The organism is Microbispora sp. H10670 (genome assembly GCF_014161385.1).
Classification (GTDB): Bacteria; Actinomycetota; Actinomycetes; order Streptosporangiales; family Streptosporangiaceae; genus Microbispora; species Microbispora triticiradicis.
The window spans coordinates 128,753-150,471 of sequence record NZ_JABBWW010000013.1 but is presented as its reverse complement, the minus strand read 5'-3'; the positions used below and the strand labels follow the sequence as shown (position 1 = coordinate 150,471).

Annotated in this window: 19 protein-coding genes; 12 read left to right on the top strand and 7 right to left on the bottom strand. The window is 71.9% G+C overall.

Annotated features, from left to right (window positions below):
• Window positions 1-56: 56 nt before the first annotated feature.
• The 3 genes from HHX33_RS19875 to HHX33_RS19865 all read left to right on the top strand — a co-directional run bounded on the left by HHX33_RS19875 (window position 57) and on the right by HHX33_RS19865 (window position 3,292).
• Window positions 57-2,000: a fumarate reductase/succinate dehydrogenase flavoprotein subunit gene (locus tag HHX33_RS19875; RefSeq protein ID WP_182875948.1), complete on the top strand. Its 1,944-nt coding sequence runs from the start codon at window positions 57-59 to the stop codon at window positions 1,998-2,000.
• Window positions 1,997-2,737, top strand: coding sequence for a succinate dehydrogenase/fumarate reductase iron-sulfur subunit (locus HHX33_RS19870; protein WP_182875910.1), 741 nt, complete (start codon window positions 1,997-1,999; stop codon window positions 2,735-2,737). Before HHX33_RS19875 ends, HHX33_RS19870 begins: the two co-directional genes overlap by 4 nt.
• 123 nt (window positions 2,738-2,860) lie before the next feature.
• Window positions 2,861-3,292 carry an STAS domain-containing protein gene (locus HHX33_RS19865; protein WP_182875909.1) on the top strand — a complete coding sequence of 144 codons (432 nt, stop codon included), beginning with the start codon at window positions 2,861-2,863 and terminating at the stop codon, window positions 3,290-3,292.
• A 20-nt stretch (window positions 3,293-3,312) separates the two neighbouring features.
• Here the strand turns inward: HHX33_RS19865 and HHX33_RS19860 are convergent, their stop codons facing one another.
• The gene (locus HHX33_RS19860) at window positions 3,313-4,155 is read right to left on the bottom strand and encodes a sensor histidine kinase (RefSeq protein WP_182875908.1); all 843 of its coding nucleotides are present in this window, start codon (window positions 4,153-4,155) and stop codon (window positions 3,313-3,315) included.
• Between the two features lie 169 nt (window positions 4,156-4,324).
• Here HHX33_RS19860 and HHX33_RS19855 point away from each other — a divergent pair, with 169 nt between their 5' ends.
• Both HHX33_RS19855 and HHX33_RS19850 read left to right on the top strand, forming a co-directional pair.
• Entirely contained in the window at window positions 4,325-5,257 is a 933-nt protein-coding gene (locus HHX33_RS19855) for a helix-turn-helix transcriptional regulator (protein ID WP_182875907.1), read from the top strand.
• A 94-nt stretch (window positions 5,258-5,351) separates the two neighbouring features.
• Entirely contained in the window at window positions 5,352-5,699 is a 348-nt protein-coding gene (locus HHX33_RS19850; protein WP_182875906.1) for an STAS domain-containing protein, read from the top strand.
• A 36-nt stretch (window positions 5,700-5,735) separates the two neighbouring features.
• Here HHX33_RS19850 and HHX33_RS19845 read toward each other — a convergent pair whose 3' ends face one another.
• A complete protein-coding gene (locus tag HHX33_RS19845; protein WP_182875905.1) occupies window positions 5,736-6,314 on the bottom strand; it encodes a Clp protease N-terminal domain-containing protein in 579 nt (192 codons plus the stop codon).
• Complete coding sequence (locus tag HHX33_RS19840; RefSeq protein ID WP_111701339.1) at window positions 6,315-6,548, bottom strand: RNA polymerase subunit sigma-70; 234 nt, start codon at window positions 6,546-6,548, stop codon at window positions 6,315-6,317.
• 100 nt (window positions 6,549-6,648) lie between these two features.
• Between HHX33_RS19840 and HHX33_RS19835 the strand changes: the two genes are divergently transcribed.
• Both HHX33_RS19835 and HHX33_RS19830 read left to right on the top strand, forming a co-directional pair.
• Window positions 6,649-8,343, top strand: a complete 1,695-nt coding sequence (locus HHX33_RS19835; RefSeq protein WP_182875904.1) for an ABC transporter transmembrane domain-containing protein — start codon at window positions 6,649-6,651, stop codon at window positions 8,341-8,343.
• An 11-nt stretch (window positions 8,344-8,354) separates the two neighbouring features.
• Window positions 8,355-10,103: an ABC transporter ATP-binding protein gene (locus HHX33_RS19830; protein ID WP_182875903.1), complete on the top strand. Its 1,749-nt coding sequence runs from the start codon at window positions 8,355-8,357 to the stop codon at window positions 10,101-10,103.
• A 15-nt stretch (window positions 10,104-10,118) separates the two neighbouring features.
• Here the strand turns inward: HHX33_RS19830 and HHX33_RS19825 are convergent, their stop codons facing one another.
• Window positions 10,119-12,218, bottom strand: a complete 2,100-nt coding sequence (locus HHX33_RS19825) for a DPP IV N-terminal domain-containing protein (RefSeq protein WP_182875902.1) — start codon at window positions 12,216-12,218, stop codon at window positions 10,119-10,121.
• Window positions 12,219-12,260: 42 nt separating this feature from the next.
• Here HHX33_RS19825 and mshB point away from each other — a divergent pair, with 42 nt between their 5' ends.
• From mshB to rraA, 5 genes are read left to right on the top strand one after another with little or no spacing between them, the layout of a single operon-like run.
• Entirely contained in the window at window positions 12,261-13,166 is a 906-nt protein-coding gene (gene mshB / locus HHX33_RS19820) for an N-acetyl-1-D-myo-inositol-2-amino-2-deoxy-alpha-D-glucopyranoside deacetylase (RefSeq protein WP_182875901.1), read from the top strand.
• A gap of 9 nt (window positions 13,167-13,175) precedes the next feature.
• Window positions 13,176-13,622, top strand: a complete 447-nt coding sequence (locus tag HHX33_RS19815; protein WP_182875900.1) for a DUF6113 family protein — start codon at window positions 13,176-13,178, stop codon at window positions 13,620-13,622.
• Window positions 13,623-13,660: 38 nt separating this feature from the next.
• Window positions 13,661-14,107, top strand: coding sequence for a hypothetical protein (locus HHX33_RS19810; protein WP_111701345.1), 447 nt, complete (start codon window positions 13,661-13,663; stop codon window positions 14,105-14,107).
• 51 nt (window positions 14,108-14,158) lie between these two features.
• The gene (locus tag HHX33_RS19805; RefSeq protein ID WP_182875899.1) at window positions 14,159-15,166 is read left to right on the top strand and encodes an MBL fold metallo-hydrolase; all 1,008 of its coding nucleotides are present in this window, start codon (window positions 14,159-14,161) and stop codon (window positions 15,164-15,166) included.
• A 25-nt stretch (window positions 15,167-15,191) separates the two neighbouring features.
• The gene (rraA, locus tag HHX33_RS19800; protein ID WP_182875898.1) at window positions 15,192-15,674 is read left to right on the top strand and encodes a ribonuclease E activity regulator RraA; all 483 of its coding nucleotides are present in this window, start codon (window positions 15,192-15,194) and stop codon (window positions 15,672-15,674) included.
• 46 nt (window positions 15,675-15,720) lie between these two features.
• Here rraA and HHX33_RS19795 read toward each other — a convergent pair whose 3' ends face one another.
• From HHX33_RS19795 to HHX33_RS19785, 3 genes are all read right to left on the bottom strand, one after another.
• The gene (locus HHX33_RS19795) at window positions 15,721-17,643 is read right to left on the bottom strand and encodes an HNH endonuclease (protein WP_182875897.1); all 1,923 of its coding nucleotides are present in this window, start codon (window positions 17,641-17,643) and stop codon (window positions 15,721-15,723) included.
• 900 nt (window positions 17,644-18,543) lie between these two features.
• Window positions 18,544-19,704, bottom strand: coding sequence for a cysteine--tRNA ligase (locus HHX33_RS19790; RefSeq protein ID WP_182875896.1), 1,161 nt, complete (start codon window positions 19,702-19,704; stop codon window positions 18,544-18,546).
• A gap of 84 nt (window positions 19,705-19,788) precedes the next feature.
• Window positions 19,789-21,666: a sigma factor-like helix-turn-helix DNA-binding protein gene (locus tag HHX33_RS19785; RefSeq protein ID WP_182875895.1), complete on the bottom strand. Its 1,878-nt coding sequence runs from the start codon at window positions 21,664-21,666 to the stop codon at window positions 19,789-19,791.
• Between the last annotated feature and the right edge of the window lie 53 nt (window positions 21,667-21,719).

Genomic DNA, 21,719 nt, shown 5'->3' with positions numbered 1-21,719 from the left:
AGGAGCCGGTGGCCCCGTCGCCGTCCCCGTCTCCGTCTCCGTCCGTGTCCCTGCCCGTGTCCCCGCCCCGGCCCGGCACGTACCGGACCGGGGAGCCCATCCGGGACACCAAGGCGCCGTCGGGTCCCGTCGAGGACCGCTGGGACACCCGGCGCTTCCAGGCCAAGCTGGTCAACCCGGCCAACAAGCGCAAGCTGACCGTCATCGTGGTCGGCACCGGCCTGGCCGGCGGCTCGGCCGCCGCGACGCTCGGCGAGCTGGGCTACAAGGTCAAGTCGTTCTGCTACCAGGACTCGCCCCGGCGGGCCCACTCGATCGCCGCGCAGGGCGGCATCAACGCCGCCAAGAACTACCGCGGCGACGGCGATAGCGTCTACCGGCTCTTCTACGACACCGTCAAGGGCGGCGACTTCCGCGCCCGCGAGTCGAACGTCTACCGCCTCGCCCAGGTCAGCGTGAACATCATCGACCAGGCCGTGGCGCAGGGCGTGCCTTTCGCCCGCGAGTACGGCGGCCTGCTCGACACCCGCTCCTTCGGCGGCGCCCAGGTGTCGCGCACCTTCTACGCCCGCGGCCAGACGGGCCAGCAGCTGCTGCTCGGCGCGTACCAGGCGCTGGAGCGCCAGATCGCGGCCGGCACGGTCGAGATGCACACCCGCCACGAGATGCTGGAGGTCGTCGTCAGCGGCGGGCGGGCCAGGGGCGTCGTGGTCCGCGACATGGTCACCGGCGAGATCGAGACCCACCTCGCCGACGCGGTCGTGCTGGCCACCGGCGGCTACGGCAACGTGTTCTTCCTGTCCACCAACGCCAAGGGCTGCAACACCACGGCGATCTGGCGGGCGCACAAGAAGGGCGCCTACTTCGGCAACCCCTGCTTCACCCAGATCCACCCGACCTGCATCCCCGTCAGCGGCGACTACCAGTCGAAGCTGACCCTGATGTCGGAGTCGCTGCGCAACGACGGCCGCGTCTGGGTGCCGCTGCGCAAGGGCGACGGCCGGGCCCCCGCCGACATCCCCGAGGACGAGCGCGACTACTACCTGGAGCGCATCTACCCGGCGTTCGGCAACCTGGTGCCGCGTGACATCGCCAGCCGGGCCGCCAAGAACGTCTGCGACGAGGGACGCGGCGTCGGCCCGGGCGGGCTCGGCGTCTACCTCGACTTCGCCGACGCCATCGCCCGGCTCGGCCGCGACGCCGTCGAGAAGAAGTACGGCAACCTCTTCGAGATGTACGAGCGCATCACCGGCGAGAACCCGTACGAGGTCCCGATGCGCATCTACCCGGCCGTCCACTACACGATGGGCGGGCTGTGGGTGGACTACGACCTCCAGTCGACCATCCCCGGCCTGTTCGTGATCGGCGAGGCCAACTTCTCCGACCACGGCGCGAACCGCCTGGGCGCCTCGGCCCTCATGCAGGGCCTGGCGGACGGCTACTTCGTGCTGCCGACGACGATCGGCGACTACCTCGCCGGGGCCGGCGCGTTCGGGCCGGTCGAGGAGGACGACGTCGCCGAGGCCAGGAAGGCCGTCCAGGACAGGATCGACAGGCTCCTCGCCGTGAACGGCACCCGTACGGCCGACTCCTACCACCGCGAGCTCGGCCGGATCATGTGGGACTACTGCGGCATGGAGCGCACCGAGGAGTCGCTGCGCAAGGCGCTGGAGCGGATTCCCGAGCTGCGCGAGGAGTTCTGGAACAACGTCAAGGTGCCGGGCGACGCCGAGGGGCTCAACCAGGCGCTGGAGCGGGCCGGCCGGGTGGCCGACTTCTTCGAGCTGGCCGAGCTGATGTGCGTGGACGCCCTGCACCGCACCGAGTCGTGCGGCGGCCACTTCCGGGCCGAGTCGCAGGACGCCGACGGCGAGGCGCTGCGCGACGACGAGAACTTCGCGTACGTCGCCGCGTGGGAGTGGACCCCCGACGGCCCGGTCCTGCACAAGGAAGAGCTGGACTACGAGTACGTGAAGATGACCCAGCGGAGCTACAAGTGAACCTGACCCTGAAGATCTGGCGCCAGTCCGGCTCCTCCGACAAGGGGCGGATGGTGACCTACCGGGTCGAGGACGTCTCCCCGGACATGTCGTTCCTGGAGATGCTCGACGTGCTGAACGAGCGGCTGATCCTGGAGGGCGACGACCCGGTCGCCTTCGACCACGACTGCCGCGAGGGCATCTGCGGCATGTGCGGCATGGTCATCAACGGGGTGGCGCACGGCGAGCAGCGCGCCACCACCACCTGCCAGCTGCACATGCGGCACTTCGAGGACGGCGCGGTCATCACCATCGAGCCGTGGCGGGCCGCACCCTTCCCGGTGATCAAGGATCTGGTGGTGGACCGTTCGTCGTTCGACCGGATCATCCAGGCGGGCGGGTTCGTCTCCGTTCCCGCCGGGTCCGCGCCCGACGCCCACGCCGTCCCGGTGCCCAAGGAGGACGCGGACGCCGCCTTCGACGCCGCGACCTGCATCGGCTGCGGCGCCTGCGTCGCGGCCTGCCCCAACGGCTCGGCCTCGCTGTTCACCGCCGCGAAGATCACCCACCTCGGCCTGCTGCCGCAGGGCCAGCCGGAGCGCGAGTCCCGGGCCAGGGCGATGGTCGAGCAGATGGACGCGGAGGGCTTCGGCGGCTGCACCAACACCGGCGAGTGCACGGCCGTGTGCCCCAAGGGCATCCCGTTCGACACGATCGCCCGGATGAACGCCGACTACCTCAGGTCGGCTTCCAAGTAGCGCGACATCGCTCTGGGGCCCCGAGTTCCGGTGTCCGGGCACATAACCTCCCCTGCTCCCGGGTAACGTGTGATTTGTGTTGGCGTAACACGTCTGCCGTGAACCCGCAGGCGAGGAGTGTGCATGTCCGTGTCCGGTCCCCGTTCGACCCTGAAGATCGCGTCCGTCGCGCGAGGCGACGCTCTCGTCGTGTACGCGGAGGGCGACCTGGACGCGACCACCGCCCACCTGCTGCGCGAGGAGCTGCGGCAGGTCTGGGAGTCGTCCAGGATCTCTGTCGTCGTCATCGACGTCGCCAAGATCATGTTCTGCGACTCCCGGGGGCTGAGCGAGCTGATCTCCGCACTTCAGCGGGGTCAGGCCGCGAACGTCAGGCTGATCCTGAGCGGCGTGCAGGGCGTGCTGCGCCGGGTGCTGACGATCACGGGTCTGCGCAACGTCTTCGAGCAGCACCCGACGGTCGAGGAGGCGCTCGGCAGCGCGTCCGACGCGGGCCCGCGGCACCCCCCAGGCCCGGAGATGGGCGGACTGTACGAGGTCGCGGGCGACCGCTGACGGCTCTCCGGCCGGCGTGATCAGGCACCCCTCGCGAGCGGGAGCCACAGCAGGAAGAACGCCCCGGGGGCGGACGAATCCCTGACCTGCAGGCCGCCGCCGTGTGCTTCCGCGATCTCCCTGGCGATGGTCAGGCCGAGGCCCGGGCCGCCCTGCGCGCGGCTGCGGGCGGCGTCCAGCCGGTAGAACGGATCGAAGACCCGCTCCCACTGGCCATGGGGGATCCCGTCCCCGTCGTCGGTGATCAGCAGCTCACCGGTGTCCTTCCCATGCCGGACCTCCACCCGGACACGCGTCCTGGCGTGCCGCACCGCGTTGTCGAGCAGGTTGGCCAGGGCGCGTCGGACGAGGTCCTCCGCCACCTCGACCACGACCCCCGGCCGGAGACTCAGGTGGACGCTGCACCCCCAGGACTGGAGGGAGGTCTCGTCCCGTACGAGGCGGCCCAGGTCCAGCCGCATCGTCGACCTGGGTTCGGCGGCGCGCAGCCTGGTGAGCAGTAGCAGGTCGGTGACGATCGACTCCAGCCGGTCGACGTCGCCGAGCGTCTGCTCCAGCAGGGCCGGCAGGCTGGCCTCATCCGGATGCGACCGCGCGTCCTCCAACCGCGTGCGCAGCGCGGTGAGCGGGGTACGCAGCTCGTGCGAGACGTCGGCGGCGCACCGACGCTGCCGGTCGCGCAGCTCCCTGAGGCGCCGATTCACGTCGTCGAGGCGCGCGAGGGTGCCGTTGACGCTGCGGCCGAGCCGGGAGACCGGCCCGTACCCGTACGGCTCGGGGACTCGGCCCACGGTTTCGCCATGGTTCTCGCCACGGGTTTCGCCACGGTTGACGGCGTCCAGCCTCCTGGCGATCTCGTTCACCCGTCGCAGCGTGCGGTGTGGTCGTTCCGGAGACATGGTCGGTCACTCCTCGAAGGCCAGGTGGCGCCACGTCTCCAGAATCCGCGTTCCACCGCTCACCTGCCAGGACGCACCCAACCTTGGTGTGGAACTCCCCCTCAGACGGGAAAACGGCGCCTACTGTGGAGGTATGGAACGGAACCGGTTCCTCGGAGAGTTCCTGCGGGCGCGCAGGGAGGCCACGCCGGTCGAGCAGGTCGGCCTGGCGCGGGTCGGCCACCGCCGTACCCCGGGGCTCCGCCGGGAGGAGGTGGCCGTCCTGGCGGGCATCAGCACCGATTACTACTCGCGGTTGGAACAGGGGCGCGAACGCAATCCCTCCGACCAGGTCCTCGTCGCCCTCGCCAGGGTCATGTGCCCCGACCCCGAGGCCGTCGAGTATCTGTACGCGCTCGCCCACCCGTTGCCGAAGCGGTGCCGGGTCGTCGAACACCGCGAGGAGGCCGCGCCCACCCTCCTCCGGGTGCTGCGCGGATGGACGCGGACACCCGGGTTCATCATCGACCGCTGGATGAACATGCTCGCGACCAACCGCCTGGCCGACGCGCTCTACGCGGGAATGGAGTGCAACGACAACCTCATCCGGCTGGTCTTCCTCAACCCCGAGGCCGTCCATTTCTACGCGGACTGGGAGAAGACCGCCAACCTCAAGATGGCGCATATCCAGACCGTCGCGGCGATGGATCCGCATGATCCGCTCCTGCCCCAGCTCGTTCAGGAGCTCGAGGAGCACAGCGAGGAGTTCCGCCGCCTGCGGAGCCAGCGCGACCTGCGTCCGAGGACGACCGACACCAAACGGTTCCGTCATCGGCTGGCCGGCGAGCTGGCGTTCGAGTACGACTTCTACACGGCCAGGAGCGCCCCCGGCCAGCAACTCGTCCTCATGCAGGTCGAGCCGGGCAGCGCGTCGGAGCACGGACTGGCGTCGCTGTGGGCTCTCGCCGATCCCGACGCCAACGTCATCCGTCTCGCCCAGACGCCCGAGCCGGTGCCGCCCGCGGAGGCGGAAGCGGTGACGGCGGCGGTGACGGCGGCGGTGTCCGGGTTGAGTGATCGAGGGTGAGGCGTGGTCGCCGTCAACGCCTTGCCTGTCCCTGTCGCCGTGGGATGCTCAGAGGTGTAGCTTCTCTGTAGATCTTTCCGGCTGAGGACAGGCGATGACGAGACTTGCCGTCACGGTGAGCCATGAGGCGACGCACACTCTCGTCACCCTGACCGGTGAGCTCGACGTGATCTCGGGCGAGCGGCTCCGCCCCGCGCTGGACAAGCTGCTCGACGAGGGCTACACCCGGCTCGTCCTGGACACCGCCCGGCTCGGGTTCTGCGACTCCATGGGGCTGCGGCTGCTGCTGGAGACGCACGACCGCGCCGTCGCGGCGGGTGGCTTCATGAGGATCGCCGGTGTCGAGGGCGTCTTCCGGAGGATCCTCACGGTGACCGGGCTGTACGCCGCGTTCCCCATCTACGGAAGCGTCACGGACGCGGTCGCGGCCGCGACCGACTGACCGGCCGGTCGGGCCCGGTCACCACTGTCACCACTGTCACCGCTGCCGCCCCGCGCCGGCCAGGTGACTCTTGACGTCCTCCCGGAGGGCGACCAGGTTCACCCCCGCGTCGGCGAGGACCCGTACGCCCAGGCCCTCGCCCTCCCGGATGATGCCGAGGAGGATGTGCCCGTCGCGGATCTCCTTGCTCTTGAGCGCGACGGCCTCGCGCAACGCGAGTTCGAGCACCTTCTTGCTCCGCGGGGTGACGGTCGACCAGCGGCCGCCGGCGGGGATCCCCCGGCGGCCCCGGGGCGCCTCGTGGTCGAGCGCGCCGGGGCCGAAGGCCTCCTCGACCTTCCGCCGCACGGCCGACAGGTCGATGCCGATCGTCTCCAGGGCCTCGGCGTCGATCTCCCCGCCGGCCGCGTTGCCGCGGATCCGCAGGATCTCCGTGCGCACCCGCTCGCGGTCGACGCCACGGGCCGCGAGGAGCCGGGCGGAGGCCGAGTCCGTGACGCTCAGCAGGCCGAGCAGGAGGTGCTCGGTGCCCGCCTGCCCGTGCCGCAGTCGCCGGGCCTCCTCGACGGCCTGCCGCACGGCCTGCCGGGCGTCTTCGGTGAACCGTTCGAACATCTACTTCTCCCGTCTCAGCAGTCCTCGGCCGCCCGCGTACTTCTTGTGCACCGCCTGCCGGGACACCCCGAGCAGGAGCGCGATGTCCTGCCAGGACCATCCCGCCGCGCGCGCGTTCTCCACCTGTAGCGCCTCGAGCCGTTCCACCAGCAACCGCAGGGCCCGTACGGCCCGCAGGCCGATGGCCGGATCGCGGCTGCCGGCGTCGCTCGCCAGCTGTGCCGTGTCGCTCATGTCGTCAACATAGGTTGACGGCGCGATCATGTCAACCCTGGTTGACGGCAAAGAAAACGATTTGCCCTCCGACCTGCGATCTTGCGAGGCTGGAACAACCATGCGCTCTCTTCCTGTGGCCGATCCCGGCACTCCAGACGCCCGCGGGCCCCTCCGGTACCTGTGGTGGGTGGCACGCGCCCAGAGCGCCCCGCTGCTGGCCGGAGTGGGCCTCTCGGTGCTGTGGTGGCTGGGCCAGGCGCTGGTGCCGTCCGCGATCGGCCGGGCCGTCGACGCCGTCACCGCGGCGGACTCGAAAACGCTCCTCACCTGGTCGGCGGTGCTGCTCGGGCTCGGCGTGGTCCAGGCGGTCACCGGGGTCATGCGCCACCGCTTCGCCGTCTTCACCTGGCTGTCGGCGGCGTACCGCACCGTGCAGGTCACCGTGCGGCAGGCCGCCCGGCTGGGGGCGACGCTGCCCAAGCGGCTGTCGACCGGCGAGGTCGTCAGCGTGGGCAACTCGGACATCGCGCAGATCGGCAACGCGATGGACATCCTGCTGCGCGGCGCCGGGGCGGTCGTCGCGATCGTCGCGGTGACGGTGATCCTCATCGCCACGTCGGTCCCGCTCGGCCTGGTCGTGCTGATCGGCGTGCCGCTGATGGCGGCCGCCGTGGGTCCCCTGCTGAAGCCGTTGCACCGGCGTCAGCACGAGCAGCGCGACCTGCAGGGCGACCTCGCCACCCGCGCCGCCGACATCGTGGCGGGCCTGCGGGTGCTGCGGGGAGTCGGCGGCGAGCAGGTCTTCGCCGCGCGCTACCGCGAGGAGTCGCAGCGCGTACGGCACGCCGGCGTCCGGGTGGCCTCCGTGGAGTCCCTGCTCGAAGGCGCCCAGATCCTGCTGCCCGGCGTGCTGATCGCGTGCGTGACCTGGCTCGGCGCGCACTTCGCGCTCGACGGCCGCATCACCCCCGGCCAGCTCGTGGCGTTCTACGGCTACGCGGTCTTCCTGATCGCGCCGCTGCGCACGCTGACCGAGGCCGCCGACAAGCTCACCAAGGGGCACGTGGCGGCCCGCCGCGTCTGCCGCATCCTGTCGCTGGAGCCCGAGATCACGGGTGGCGACGCCCGCTTCACCGCCGGCGAGGGCACGCTCCGCGACGGCGAGTCGGGCGTCGAGGTCCGGCCCGGCCGGCTGACCGCGCTCGCCGCCGCCGCGCCCGAGGACGCGATCGCGGTCGCCGACCGCCTGGGCGCCTTCGCCCCCGGCGACGTCACGCTCGGCGGCGCGCCGCTGGCGGACCTGCCGCTCGCCGAGGTCAGGGAGCACATCGTGGTCGCCGACAACGGCGCGCGGCTGTTCTCCGGACGGCTGCGCGACGAGCTGGACGTGCGTGGCACGGCCGGCGACGAGGAGATCGGCCAGGCGCTGTACGCGGCCTGCGCCGAGGACATCGTGGCGGCCCTGCCCGACGGGCTCGACGCGTACGTGGCCGAGTCGGGCCGGGAGTTCTCCGGCGGCCAGCAGCAGCGGCTGCGGCTCGCCCGGGCGCTGCTCGCCAACCCCGAGATCCTGATCCTGGTCGAGCCCACCAGCGCGGTCGACGCCCACACCGAGGCCCGCGTCGCCGAGCGGCTGGGCAAGGCGCGGGCCGGCCGGACGACCCTCGTCTGCACGACCAGCCCGCTCGTGCTGGACCGGGCCGACCACGTGCTGTACGTCGAGGGCGGCGTGGTGCGGGCCGAGGGCGGCCACCGCACGCTGCTCGGCACGTCGCCCGGTTACCGCTCGGCCGTCACCCGCGGAGAGGACTGAGAGGTTCAGGAATGGCCCGCGAGATCCTGCCGGTCGCCGACCGGGCGCAGGTGCGCGCCTACGCGCGCCGGTTGACGCTGAAGTATCCGCGTGAGCTGGGCCTGGCGCTGGCCCTGCACGCCCTCGCGGCCGTCGCGGGCCTGGTCGCCCCCCGGATGCTCGGCGGCCTGGTGGAGGGCCTCGCCGAGGGCAGGGCCGGTCTGCGCGTCGACGCGGTCGCCCTGGCCATCGCCGCCTTCGTGGCCGCGCAGGCGGTGCTGATCAGGTTCGCGGTGTACGCCTCCTCCCGGCTGGGCGAGAAGGTCCTGGCCGAACTGCGGGAGGACTTCGTCGGCCAGGTGCTCGCACTGCCGCTGTCGACGGTCGAGCGGGCCGGCGCCGGTGACCTGCTCACCCGCACCTCCCGGGACGTGGACGCGCTGTCGCGCACCGTGCGGCACGCCGTGCCGGAGACACTGATCGCCGTCGTGACCGGCGCCTTCGTCGTCGGCGCCGTGATCCTCGTCGGGCCGCTCATGGCCGTGCCGTCGCTGATCGCCGTACCGCTGCTGTGGATCTCCACCAGGTGGTACCTCACCCGCGCCAGGGACGGCTACCTGCGCGAGAACGCGGCGTACGCCGACATGACCGAGGGCTTGGCCGAGACGGTCGAGGGGGCGCGCACCATCGAGGCGCTGGGCCTGCGGGACCGCCGCCACGAGCGGACCGACCGGGACATCGCCCGGTCGTTCGCGGCCGAGCGCTACACCCTCGGCCTGCGCATGGTGTGGTTCCCGGCCGTCGAGTTCAGCTATGTCGTCCCGGTCGTGGCGACCCTGCTCGTCGGCGGGCTTTTCCACATCGAGGGCTGGGTGTCGGTGGCCCAGGTGACCACCGCCACGCTGTACGTCCAGCAGCTCATCGACCCGCTCGACCGGCTGCTGTCGTGGACGGACGAGCTGCAGGTCGGCGGGGCCTCGATGGCCCGGCTCCTGGGCGTCGGCGGCGTCCCCGACGACCGCGCGGCCGGAACCGCCCGGCCGGTGGGGGAGGAGCTTAAGGCAGGCGGGGTGCGGTACGCCTACCGCCCCGGCCACGACGTGCTGCACGGCGTCGACCTCGACGTACGCCAGGGGGAGCGGCTGGCCATGGTCGGGCCGTCCGGTGCGGGCAAGTCCACGCTCGGCCGGCTGCTGGCCGGGGTGCACGGGCCGCGGACCGGGTCGGTCACGGTCGGCGGGGTCCCGCTGGTCGAGCTGCCGCTCGACGAGCTGCGCGGGCACGTCGCGCTGGTCACCCAGGAGCACCACGTGTTCCGGGGCACGCTGCGCGACAACCTGCTGATCGCCCGTCCGGACGCCGCCGACCCGGACGTACGCCGCGCCCTGGAGGCCGTGGACGCCTGGGAGTGGGTGGCCGCGCTGCCGCGGAGCCTGGACACGACCGTGGGCTCGGGCGGCGCGGCGATCTCGCCCGCCCAGGCGCAGCAGCTCGCGCTCGCGCGGCTGGTCCTGGCCGACCCGCACACGCTCGTGCTGGACGAGGCCACCTCGCTGATCGACCCGCGCGCCGCCCGCCACCTGGAGCGCTCGCTCGCGGCCGTGCTGGAGGGCCGTACGGTGATCGCCATCGCGCACCGGCTGTACACGGCGCACGACGCCGACCGGGTGGCCGTCGTGGAGGACGGCCGGATCAGCGAGCTGGGCTCCCACGACGAACTGGTGGCGGCGGGCGGCGCCTACGCCGCGCTGTGGGACAGCTGGCACGGCACCGCCCGGTGACTCACCCGGTCATGTTCAGCCGGTCATGTTCAGGGACTTCTTGAGGAAGTCGAGCTGCAGGAGCAGCAGGTTCTCGGCGACGACCTCCTGCGGGGTCATGTGCGTGACGCCCGACAGCGGGAGCACGGTGTGCGGGCGCCCCGCCGCGAGCAGGGCCGACGACAGCCGCAGCGTGTGCGCGGCGACCACGTTGTCGTCGGCCAGGCCGTGGATCAGCAGCAGCGGGCGCTCCTGCTTCCCGGTCTCACTCCCGGCGCCCTTCTCGGCGTCGCCCAGGAGGGACGACCTCTCGTAGTGGCCCTCGTCCGGGTGGCCGAGGTAGCGCTCGGTGTAGCAGGTGTCGTACAGCCGCCAGTCGGTGACCGGCGCCCCCGCGACGGCGGCGTGGAACACGTCCGGGCGGCGCAGCACCGCGAGCGCGGCGAGGTAGCCGCCGAACGACCAGCCCCGGATCGCCACCCGCGACAGGTCGAGATCGCCCGGGTGCAGGGCCGCCACGCCCTGGAGGGCGTCCACCTGGTCCTGCAGGGAGATCGTGAAGTCGTGCAGCATCTCCCGCTCGAAGGCCGGGCCGCGCCCCGGCGTGCCCCGCCCGTCGGCCACGATCACCGCGAAGCCCTGCTCGGCCCACCACTGGGACTCCAGGAACATCCGCCGGGCGGACAGCACCCGCTGCGCGTGCGGCCCGCCGTACGGGTCCATCAGGACGGGCAGCGGGCCCGAGCCGGGCACGTGCCAGGACGGCAGCAGGACCGCCGCGGCCAGTTCGCGCTCGCCCGCGCGGACCAGCGAGACACGCGGCTCCAGGCCGGGCCGCTCCGCCACCGACCGGATCGAGGATCCCCCTGCCGACGCTGGTCTGACCGACACCGTCACGCCCTCGGTGTCGAGGCTCTGCCGGATGACGAGCGTCGTCCCGCCCGCACGGCGGCCGGAGTGGACGCCCGGCTCGGTGGTCACCGGGCTGAGGGTGCCGTCGTGGTACGTCCACAGGTGGATCTCGGTGGAGTCGCCGCTCGCCTGGAAGAGCACCGTGTCACCGTCCACGTCGAGCACCGCGCGGACCTGCAGCGACGGCGGCGTGACCGGCTCGGAGCCGACCACGAGGCGGCGCCCGCCCTCGGCGTCGGCCACCCAGACGAGCGTCCCGCCCGACAGACGCGCCGGCACGCCGGGGACGATCTCCACCCAGGCCGGATCGGTGTCCTCACGCAGGATCGTCGTCCCGCCCGTGTCCGGGTCCGCCGACAGCAGGCGCATGCTCCTCTGGTCCCGCGAGAGCGTCACGAGCGCGAGGCCGTGGGCGTCCCACACGGCCGTCGCCAGGTACTCCTGCTCGAACGGCACCTCCGTACGCGTGCCGTCCAGGCCGATGACCCACAGTGTGACCTCGGCGTTGGCCGTGCCGGCGGCGGGGTAGCGCTGGGGGACGGGCTCGCGGGAGGGGTTGGCCGGGTCGGCGATGTGCCAGAGCGCGACCGGCGCCTCGTCCACCCGGGCCACGAGCAGGCGGTCCCCCGAGGGCGCCCACCAGTAGCCGCGCATCCGGTCCATCTCCTCGGCCGCGATGAACTCCGCGAGGCCGTAGGTGACCGTGTCGCTCTCCGGCTCGGCGAGCGTGGTGTTTGTACCGCTGCCGATCTCCAGCACGTGCAGGGCGCCGCCCGTCACGTACGCCACCCGCGTGCCGGTGGGGTCGAGGCGGGGGTCGATGACCGGCCCCGCCGCCGGGAGCCGCCGCACCTCGCCCGTGGCGAGTTCGGCGAGGTACAGCTCACCCGACAGCGCGAAGACGGCGAGCCGCGTCTCCCGGTCGGTGGCGTACGCCACCACGCCGCCGGCCGACTCCCGCGACCGCTCACGGCGGGCGCGCTCCTCCGGCGGCAGGTCCTCGTCGGCCGCGCCGAGCGCGAGCGGGTCGACGACCAGCCGCTCGGCGCCGGTCGCGCCGTCGGACTGCACGTCCAGCTCCCACAGGCACGTCACCGGATCGGTGCCCGACCTCGTCCTGAGGAAGACCACACGACCCCCGTCGGGGGAGATCGTGAAGCCGCGCGGCACCCCGAGGGTGAACCGCCGGGTCCTGGCATGCAACCGTGGGAAGCTCTCCGTCATAGCTCCTCATACTGCCAGCAGGAGGGCACTACCCTCGGAGCCATGACTGACCGCCGTCTGCTGCTCGTGCACGCCCACCCCGACGACGAGACCATCGGCACCGGCGCGACCATGGCCAAGTACGCCGCCGAGGGCGCCCATGTGACGCTCGTGACCTGCACCCTCGGCGAGGAGGGCGAGGTCATCCCCCCGGAGCTCGCCCACCACGCGGCCGACCGGGACGACACCCTCGGCACGTATCGCGTCGGCGAGCTCACCGCGGCGTGCAAGGCGCTCGGCGTCACCGATCACCGGTTCCTCGGCGGCGCCGGCCGCTGGCGCGACTCGGGGATGATGGGCGGGGCGGCCAACGACCGCCCCGGCTGCTTCTGGCGGGCCGGCCTCGACGAGGCCGCGGGCGAGCTGGTCAAGGTGATCCGGGAGGTCAGGCCGCAGGTGCTCGTCACCTACGACGAGAACGGCTTCTACGGCCACCCCGACCACATCCAGGCGTACCGCGTCTCCTGGCGGGCCTTCGAACTGGCCGCCGACCCGGAGCACCCCGGCGGGGAGCCGTGGCGCGTCGCCAAGTTCTACTGCACCGCGATGCCCAGGTCCGTGCTGCGGCGTACGACGGAGACGATGCGCGAGACCCGCGTCGGCTTCTGGGTGCCCGACTCGGTCGAGGACCTGCCGTCGTGCCCCGACGAGGACGTGACGACCGAGATCGACGCCCGGCCGTACGTCGAGGCCAAGATCGACGCGATGCGGGCGCACGCGACCCAGATCGCGGTCGACGCGCCCTGGTTCGCGTTGTCGAACAACGTCGGCCAGCAGATCCTCGGGGTCGAGCACTACATCCTGCGCGCGGGGGTGCCCGGGCCGCCCGGCATCGGCGTGCCCCCGGAGGCGGGAGGCATCGGCGAGCCGTACGACCGCGAGAGCGACCTGTTCTCCGGCATCGGCTAGGTTGGCGCTATGACCCCCGAGACCGAGGAGACGCAGGTCGGGGCCGAGAACGGTCCCGGCCCTGACGCCGGTCCTGTGGCCGGGGCCGTGGCAGGCGCGGCCTACGGCATGCTCTTCCTGCTGGGGCTCGTGCTGGGGGTCGTCGGCGGCTTCCAGCACGCGTGGTACCTGGGCGGGCTGCCGATCGCCGCGATCGCGTGGCTGGTCGTGCTGTTCGCCCTGCCGTACGCGATGGGCAGGATGATGGGCGGCAAGCTGGGGGCCCTCGTCCCGGCCGCCGGCTGGCTCCTCGTGTCGTTCGTGCTGTCCACGCCGCAGCGGGCCGGCGACCTCGCCATCGCCGGGAACCCCGCCGGCTACTGGTACCTCTACGGCGGCGTCCTCGCCGTCGCGGCCGCCGTGGCCGTGACCCGCTCCACCGGCTCCTGGCTGCTGCGGTCGTACGGCGGGGCGTAAGCCTTGCCCGGCTCTGGAGAGTCGCCGATCCTGGGGACATGCGGCGGTCGCACCGGGTCCGGCAGGTCATCAACTACGCCAATCTCTCCACGCCTCTCGGCCTGCTGATCGCGAGGCTCGGCCGGGCACGCACGTGCAGGGGGGAGCGGGGGCTCGTCTACGCGCACGGCTACCGGATCCCGTTCCCGGTCGCCGGGGCCTTCACGGTCGGCAACGTGATCCTCACCAAGTACGGCGAGGGCTATCTCAGCGGCCGGCTGCTCGACCACGAGGCGCGCCACGCCACGCAGTACGCCTTCTGCGTCGGCCTGCCGATGGTCGTGCTGTACCTCGTCGCCTCGGCGGTCTCCTTCGCCCTCTGCGGCCATCCGGGTTCGTGGAACCTCTTCGAACGGATGGCCGGCCTCGACGACGGCGGCTATCCCCGGCTGCGTCCCCTGTGGGCGAGGGCGCGATGGAGGGGGAATCGAATCCGCCGGTCGTAGGAGGAATATTTCCGGTCTCGTGGGGATCATGAGAGCGGAAGGGAGTTCCCCATGTCGCAGACGATCCAGCCGGAGAGCCCTGAGGCCCCAGAAATACGCGTTTCTTCCGATGTCGTCGTACGGCCCGCCACCACTCCCCGCCGGTGGCCGTCGAGCTTCGCCGACCGGCTGACCGCTCCCCTCCCGGACTTCCGAGAGGTGACGAGCGTCATGTGGCACGGGCAGCTCAGGCCCGACATCGGCGACGGCGACCAGATTCCTGTCCAACGCGTGGGCCTGCCCCGCGCCGCCGCGACCGAGACCATGGTGACCTGGGTCGGCCACGCGACGTTCGTGCTGCAGATCGGCGGGCTGACCGTCCTGACCGACCCGGTGTGGTCCCGGAAGATCCCCGGAGTGCGCCAGAGGCTGACCCCTCCCGGCGTCGCCTGGTCGGACCTGCCCAAGGTCGACGCGGTCGTGATCAGCCACAACCACTACGACCACCTCGACGCGCCGACCATCCGCCGCCTGCCGCGAGACACGGCCGTCTTCGTGCCCGCCAGGCTCGCGGGCTGGTTCCGGCGCCGGGGCTTCCACAACGTGACCGAACTGGACTGGTGGGAGTCGGCCCGCCTCGGCGAGGTGTCGTTCGACTTCGTCCCGGCCCACCACTGGAGCCGCCGTACGTTGTGGGACACCTGCCGGACACTGTGGGGCGGCTGGGTGCTCACCTCCTCCGAGCACCGGGTCTACTTCGCGGGCGACACGGCCTACGGGGAACGGTTCGCCCAGATCGGTGAGCGTTATCCGGGCATCGACCTCGCCCTCATGCCCGTCGGGGCCTACGATCCCCGTTGGTTCATGAAGGTCTCCCACGTCGATCCCGGGCAGGCCGTACAGGGATGCATCGACGTGGGCGCCCGGCGGATGGCGACGATGCACTGGGGCACCTTCGTGCTGTCCGGCGAGCCGCTCCTGGAACCGGTGCGCGAGGCTCGCGCCGCCTGGGAGTCGCGCGGCCTCGACCCCGGCGACCTGTGGGACCTGGCGGTCGGCGAGAGCCGTAGGCTGCCCTGACGAGGCGCTTTGGCACAATTCCCGCATGAGCTTCGCCACCGCTGATCTCTACGACGCCCACGGCGACGCGCTGCGCAGTTGCCTCACCCAGTTCCGTTCGTACGGCTCGCGTCCGCGGTTCTCCGGCCGGATCTCCACCATCCGTTGCCTGGAGGACAACGCGCTGGTCAGGCAGGCCATCGGGTCGCCGGGCGAGGGCCGGGTGCTGGTGGTCGACGGCGGCGGGTCGTTGCGTACGGCGCTGCTCGGCGACGTGATCGCGACCGCCGCCCTGAAGCACGGCTGGGCAGGCGTGGTCGTCAACGGCGCCGTACGCGACACGGCGGCGCTCGCCGGCCTGGACTTCGGCATCAAGGCACTTGGTTCCAATCCCCGCAAGAGCGCCAAGACCGGCCTGGGGGAGGTCGACGTCCCGGTGACCTTCGGAGAGGTCACCTTCGCCCCCGGCGAATGGCTCTACAGCGACGAGGACGGCATCCTCGTCGCCCCCGACCGCCTCGGCCTCTGACCGGCCTCGGCCTCTGACGGCCCGCCCGGCTCCCACGCGCCCGCCTCTATACCCGCAGCCAGGTGGTGCGGGGGTTGCGGTAGGTGAAGGCCCAGCGGTCGTCGCCGATCTTGCGGCGGGTGTAGCGGGCGGGGTGGCGGTAGCGGTCGCGGTTGTGGAACTGGCACGCCGGCCCCAGCAGCTTGAGGTCGGTCAGCCCGCCGCTGCACCAGTCCTCGGCGTGGTCGATCTGGCACATCGTGGCCGGCAGCGGGCAGCCGTCCACCCAGCAGGTCGCATACCGGGCGAAGACCGCCCGCCGCTGAGCCGGAGTCGCCAACCGGACCTTGCGGCCCATGTCCAGCACCTGCCCACCGGCGTCCATCACGATCCGCACCAGGGTGCTGGTGCGAGCCAGCCGATGCACGCGGGAGACGGGCAGCAGCTGCCCGGTCGCCAGGATCAGCCCCGGCAACCCCCGCAGCCACACCCCCGGCGGCGGACTGTTCACCCCCACCCCAGGCCACGCGTCATCGTCGCGTTCCACCCCCGGCGGAGCGTCGGCTCCTGTCCGGGGCATCCCGTGCGGCTCCCCACCTGGCGTGAAGGCATGCCGGTAGCCCTCCGTCGGGCAGTCGTCGGCAGGGCAGTCGTCGGCAGGGCGGTCCTCGCCGGGGCAGCCGTGAGCACGGCGATCCCCAGGGCGATCCCCGCTTGGACCGTCCTCCGTGTGAGCGCCAGTGGCGTCGTCACTCTTGGTCGGGGGATCAGTCGAGGGATCGGGGGCATGCGTCTGCTGCGCACGAGTGCGCTGCGGATTCCACGCTCGGTGTCTGTGCGTCTCTGCCTCGTCAGCATGCCCCTGCCGGGTGTCGTCGACCTCGCCGACCTCACCAACCTCGCCGAGGGCGGCACGCTCGTCGCCGTGGGCCGCGTCGAAGTGCGGCCAGACGACGGCCGGGCCGCCTGTGGCCGGGTGCTCGGGAGCAGAGGGCTCGCTGCCGGCGTCGGTTGTGCCGGCGTAAGGCGTGCCAAAGTCCTCGCTGACGCAGGCGTCAGCGCCGGGGACGGAGCCAGGGCCGCAGGAGCCGAGGTCGGGGCCGGGGCCGTCGCTCGGGTCGGTGTCTGAGGGGTCGCTGGTGGGGTGGTCGGCTGTGGGGTCGCCTGAGGGGGCGGTGCGCGAGGGGTCGCTGGTGGGGTGGTCGCCTGAGGGGGCGGTGCCTGAGGGGTCGCTGGTGGGGTGGCCGGCTGGGGGGTCGTCGGGGAGGGATTCGGCGGTGACCAGCACCAGAAGCTCAGTCGCGATCTTGTTCTCCAGCAACGCGATGAACGCATCCGCGTTCCGCACGCTCAGCGTGCGGTCGTCGCCCTCGGCCTTGGGCCTGGCGTAGACGTCCAGCAGGTGCTGCAACCGCGCGGCGGCTTCGACCGGGAGGTAGAACTCTCCCTCCAGCCCGCCGTTCCTGCGCCGCCGCACCCGGAAGAACCGGCGGTCGAAATCGGCCTGCTCATCGCCTTCGTGGCCGTCGGGGTCCAGCACCGCCCGCAGATACCGCCCCGCCTTGGCCACCTCCGCCGCACCCGCCGAACCCGCCAACTCCAGCAAAATCCCCTCAGCCGTCGTCGCCTGCTCATCGGTCAACCCCGCAGTGGCCGTGCAGATCGCCTCCACGACCCCCTCCGCCAGGCTGCCCTCCGCGAACCGCTCACGCACCCGCGACAGACGACCCAACTCCACGCCCATCGTCACCAACCGGCCCGCACCCGGGATCGTCATCCCCCCAACAGAGCGCAACCACAACCGGGTCGAGGCATGCCCATGGTTCCTCGCCTCCCCCGCCCGATGCACCCGCCCCACCCGGGCGGCCAACGCCGAAGTGATCCGGTCCCGGGCCGCCAGCAACTCCTCGGCCTCGGCCAGACACACCTCCGCCGACTCAGGCACCGGCACCAGCGCCACCACCCGCGCCGCCTCACCAACCGCCGCCACCGCCACCCACGACGATGTACCGCTGCCACCAGCACCAGAAGCATCCCGGCCCGGGCCCGCATCGCTCCGGCCAGCGCCCGTGGCACCGTCAAACGCGCCACCAGGCGTGCCCTCGGCATCCCGATCAGGGCCCGCATCCCGACCCCGGCCCGCATCATTTTGGCCGGCGCCCGTGGCGCCGTCAGACGCGCCACCGGGAACAGCACCAGAAGCGCCGCAGGGAAAACCGCCCGGATCGCCCGCCAAAGCGCCGTAGGGAACGCCAGCGGGATCGTCGCTCCAGGCACGTCCGATGCCGTCGGGAGAGACACCACTCGCGGTCTCATCACCGGTGAAATCAGTATCGGGCGCGTTGCCGCCACGAGTCTCGAATGCGCGGTCAAACTTGGGCGGTTTCGCCGAATCGTCGAACCGGCTCGCATGCTTACGCACATCGGGATCGACGATCGGCACATATTCACGGGCAAGCGCGCCCTCGGAAGACCAAAGGGGCGAGCCGGCGATGAGCTGATCCCACCAGTCGCCATCACCATTATCGTTCGAATGACGGAGGTGCTCAGGATCAGTGTCGAACAGATTCATCACACCCCCTCACCGCTTGCTGATTCGAAAGCCTGTATGAATTCTTCCATACCAGCGCGCCGTGAACACCTCCGCATGGCGATTTGTTGGAGCCACAAATCGGCGGTTTATTAACGTGTTTCAGCCATTTGTCGGGCGATTTGTCGCCAGGGGATGCCGGATGATGCAGCGGCTCGCCGACCGCAGTTCCGGCTCGCCCGCAGCGGACCGCAGCGGACCCGCGTTGGACTCGGTAACAACCAACAGAGTCGGCAGGACGCTTGGAATCGAGCTGACAGGCGTTCGGAACTCGGCCTGCCCGGAGCGCTGCCGTGGAGGTCAGATCCTGCCTATTTCGGCGGGCAGGTCGAGGGCGAGCACGTGGTCGAAGTGGAGGAAGGTCTCGAACTTGGCTCCCGGCGCGACCGACTCGTCGGTCTCCAGGTCGCCGAGGAGGCGCAGGGCCTCCGGGGTGTCGAGATCATTGTCCAGCGCGCTCTGGACGCGTTCGGCGTGCGCGGCGTCGATCGGGCGGCTGGGCGACTCCGCCCACTCGGCCACACTCCGCCGCAGGCGGCGCAGTTCCGCGTCGGCCGTCTTCAGGGTGTCCCAGGTGAGGTCCACCTGCTGCCGGTAAGGGTGCCGCAGCAGGGCCAGCCGTACGGCCAGGGGGTCGAGCCCCGCCGCGGCCACGCGGGACGGCGTCAGGGCGCCGGTAGAAGAACCGCCAGAAGAACCGCCAGAAGAACCACCGGGAGAGTCACCGTCTGAGTCACCAGACGAGCCGCCGTTGGAGCCCACCGGCCGGCCCTCGAACAGCAGGCGTCCGGCGTGTGCCCAGTGGGCGGCCGCCTCTTCGCCGGTGGCGGCGTTCGACTGGGCCCGCACCCTTTCGTGGTGCGGGGAGCGCAGGTCGTCGCCGCCGACGTAGAGGTCGAAGCGCGGCCCGAGGAACCGCAGCGGCGTCGCCGTGCACTCGATGTCGCGGCTCGGCAGCCCGCGTCCCCAGGGCGCGTCCCAGGCCGCGCCCGCGCCGTCCTCGTCACCGGGCTCCCACAGTGTCCAGTCACCGGAAGCCGCTTCACCGCGGATCTCCCCGTAGGCGGGGAAGGACGCCGCGTCGAACATCACCGCCCCCTCCGGGGTGGCGTACGCGTGGCCGCGCTCGACGAGCCGTCCGATGAGCTCGATGATCAGGCCCATGGTCTCGCTGGTGCGGGGGGAGTGCTCGGGCACGCGCAGGTTGAGCGCGAGGGACTCGGCTTCGAGCGAGGCTCCGTCGTCGCTCCCGTACCCGAGGTCGTAGACGTTCCGGCAGGCGAGCACGCGCAACCCGGCCCGCTCGCTGAGGCGGCGGATCAGGTCGGCGAGCAGATGCGGGCGCGGGTCGCCGAGACCGGCGGGCCCGTGTGCGGCGCAGGTGTGCATCCGCAGGATCCGCGAACCCGCCGGTACGAGGGGCACGATCTGCCGGGTCAGGGTGTCGTGGAGCCGCAACATGCCTTGAGCCTACGTGCTGCGCCAAGCGTCCCCTTCACCCGAGCAAGGAACCTGAGTCAGGAAGCCCTCGGTCGGAGAGGAAGGTCAGGACAGGAAGCGGAGGATCTCGCGGTCGCCGCGGTCGCGCAGGCGGTCGAGCACCTCTTCCCGGCCGGTTCCCTCGGCCAGGCCGATGCGCGCGCCGATGAGGCGCAGCCCTTCGGCCTCGGACGCCACCGGCGCGGTGTACCCGATCAGGTGCAGGGCCTGGTTGATCGCGGGCAGCCCGGCCGCGGCGGCGGGCAGGAACCGCGTCAGCAGTTCGCCGCCGTCGGAGACGGTGAGGAAGACGTGGTCGCCCTCGGAGGCGTTGTAGTCGGCCAGCACGTTCCTGATCGATCCGATGGTCGGCTGGTTGTGCCAGCTGATCACCACCTCGCCCGACGAGGTCGACACGGTGAGCTGGCCCCCGGGCGCCATGCCGAGATGGGCCGCGAAACCCGTCGGCAGCGGCGAGCCGGAGCCCCGGAGGTGTTCGGCGTTGACGTCGACCCGGTGCCACCACCGGCCGTCGCGGCTGCGGAAGCAGCGCCGGGTCATCGAGACGTCCCGGCGCGGCTGGTACGGCTCGCCCTGCGCCTGCCCCGCGACCCTGATGTAGCCGCGCTGGGTGCGTTCGAACCCGGGCCCTCCGGCGTACGCCCTGATCGAGCTCTCGCTCACGTCGTAGCGCGAGGTGAGGTTGTCCACGATCGTGCTCACGGACGCCTCGCCGCCCGCGCGCTCGATCTCCCGGGTGATCATCTCGCGGATGCCCAGGTACTCCTCGCCGCCCCAGCGGCGCAGGCCGTACTTGCTGCGGTCGAGCCGGATGAAGCGCTCGTCGGCGGCGAGCTGGTTGCGCAGCCCGACGAGGCTGTAGTCCTCGCCGATGCGGGCCTGGATCTCCTCCGGCGTCAACGGTCCGCCGGAGACCGCCAGCACGGCCTCGGCCTTGTCGCCCATGCTGCGCGGCCAGGGCACGACGTGCCCTTCGAGCACGCGCAGGTGCGGCACCGACGCCAGCCAGCGCTCGGCCACGTCCTCGCGTACGCCGAGCTGGGCCACCTGCGCGACCGCCTCGTCCATCGGGCGGGGGCCGTCGGCGAACAGCTGGCGCGTCTTCTCCCTGAGTTCGTCCGCGCCGCCCGCGACCAGCCAGCCGTCCACCTGGTCGTACCCCGTCAGCAGCGTGCGGACGAACCGCCACGCGGGGATCGCGAGGGTGATCAGCTCGGTGCGGTGCCACGGCACGGCCGCCGCGAGGTCGTCGGCGGGCACCGCGGAGCCGAGCCGGGTACGCAGCCAGGCCAGGTGGGCGTTGAGCGGCGCGGCGGCCGGGCTCTGCAGCCACTCCAGCACGTGGTCGCGCAGGTCGCGTTCGATCTGCCGGATCCGCTCGCGGGTGACGGAGAAGCGCTGGGCGAGCTCGTCGAGCGTGGCGCGCTGGGCCTGGCCGGGGTGCTGGCCGGACTGCTGCGAGGTGTCGTAGTAGAGCCGGTCCCTGGCGATGGCCCGCTGGCGGTCGTCCAGCCGGGCGAAGATCTCGTCGATGATCTCGGCCATCGGCCGTTCGGGGAGGGCCGGCGGGACCGGGACCCCGGCGGGCTCCCCGGCCGGCTCGGTGGCCAGCAGCCTGTCGATGACGTCGATGAACAGCTTGTGGACGACATCGCGGGGCCCGGGCGTCTGCAGGCTCTCCTCGGGGTGGGTGAACCTCAGCAGCGGCAGGATGTCGCCGAGGACCAGATGCGCCCAGCAGGCGCTGGTGAGGTCGGCGAGCCGGGAGGCGATCTGGACGGTCCCCACCGCCGCGCAGGCCCGGTCGAGGGGGAGTGCCTGCCACCACGCGTCGGGAAGACCGGGGTCGCTCGCGATCGGCTCTACCTGGCTGGGCGCGGTCCAGCGCAGCGGAGGCACGATGTCGCTAAGGCTCAGGTTCATGCAGGTCCAACCGGCGAGGGGAATATATCCGCAGTTCACACTAGGGGATCAGG

Excerpts from the sequence above, each read along its gene's own strand:
- HHX33_RS19865 (WP_182875909.1), top strand. The coding sequence starts at position 2,861 with ATGTCCGTGTCCGGTCCCCGTTCGACCCTGAAGATCGCGTCCGTCGCG.
- HHX33_RS19855 (WP_182875907.1), top strand. The coding sequence starts at position 4,325 with ATGGAACGGAACCGGTTCCTCGGAGAGTTCCTGCGGGCGCGCAGGGAG.
- HHX33_RS19850 (WP_182875906.1), top strand. The coding sequence starts at position 5,352 with ATGACGAGACTTGCCGTCACGGTGAGCCATGAGGCGACGCACACTCTC.
- HHX33_RS19845 (WP_182875905.1), bottom strand. The coding sequence starts at position 6,314 with ATGTTCGAACGGTTCACCGAAGACGCCCGGCAGGCCGTGCGGCAGGCC.
- HHX33_RS19840 (WP_111701339.1), bottom strand. The coding sequence starts at position 6,548 with ATGAGCGACACGGCACAGCTGGCGAGCGACGCCGGCAGCCGCGATCCG.
- HHX33_RS19835 (WP_182875904.1), top strand. The coding sequence starts at position 6,649 with ATGCGCTCTCTTCCTGTGGCCGATCCCGGCACTCCAGACGCCCGCGGG.
- HHX33_RS19830 (WP_182875903.1), top strand. The coding sequence starts at position 8,355 with ATGGCCCGCGAGATCCTGCCGGTCGCCGACCGGGCGCAGGTGCGCGCC.
- HHX33_RS19825 (WP_182875902.1), bottom strand. The coding sequence starts at position 12,218 with ATGACGGAGAGCTTCCCACGGTTGCATGCCAGGACCCGGCGGTTCACC.
- mshB (WP_182875901.1), top strand. The coding sequence starts at position 12,261 with ATGACTGACCGCCGTCTGCTGCTCGTGCACGCCCACCCCGACGACGAG.
- HHX33_RS19815 (WP_182875900.1), top strand. The coding sequence starts at position 13,176 with ATGACCCCCGAGACCGAGGAGACGCAGGTCGGGGCCGAGAACGGTCCC.
- HHX33_RS19810 (WP_111701345.1), top strand. The coding sequence starts at position 13,661 with ATGCGGCGGTCGCACCGGGTCCGGCAGGTCATCAACTACGCCAATCTC.
- HHX33_RS19805 (WP_182875899.1), top strand. The coding sequence starts at position 14,159 with ATGTCGCAGACGATCCAGCCGGAGAGCCCTGAGGCCCCAGAAATACGC.
- rraA (WP_182875898.1), top strand. The coding sequence starts at position 15,192 with ATGAGCTTCGCCACCGCTGATCTCTACGACGCCCACGGCGACGCGCTG.
- HHX33_RS19790 (WP_182875896.1), bottom strand. The coding sequence starts at position 19,704 with ATGTTGCGGCTCCACGACACCCTGACCCGGCAGATCGTGCCCCTCGTA.
- HHX33_RS19785 (WP_182875895.1), bottom strand. The coding sequence starts at position 21,666 with ATGAACCTGAGCCTTAGCGACATCGTGCCTCCGCTGCGCTGGACCGCG.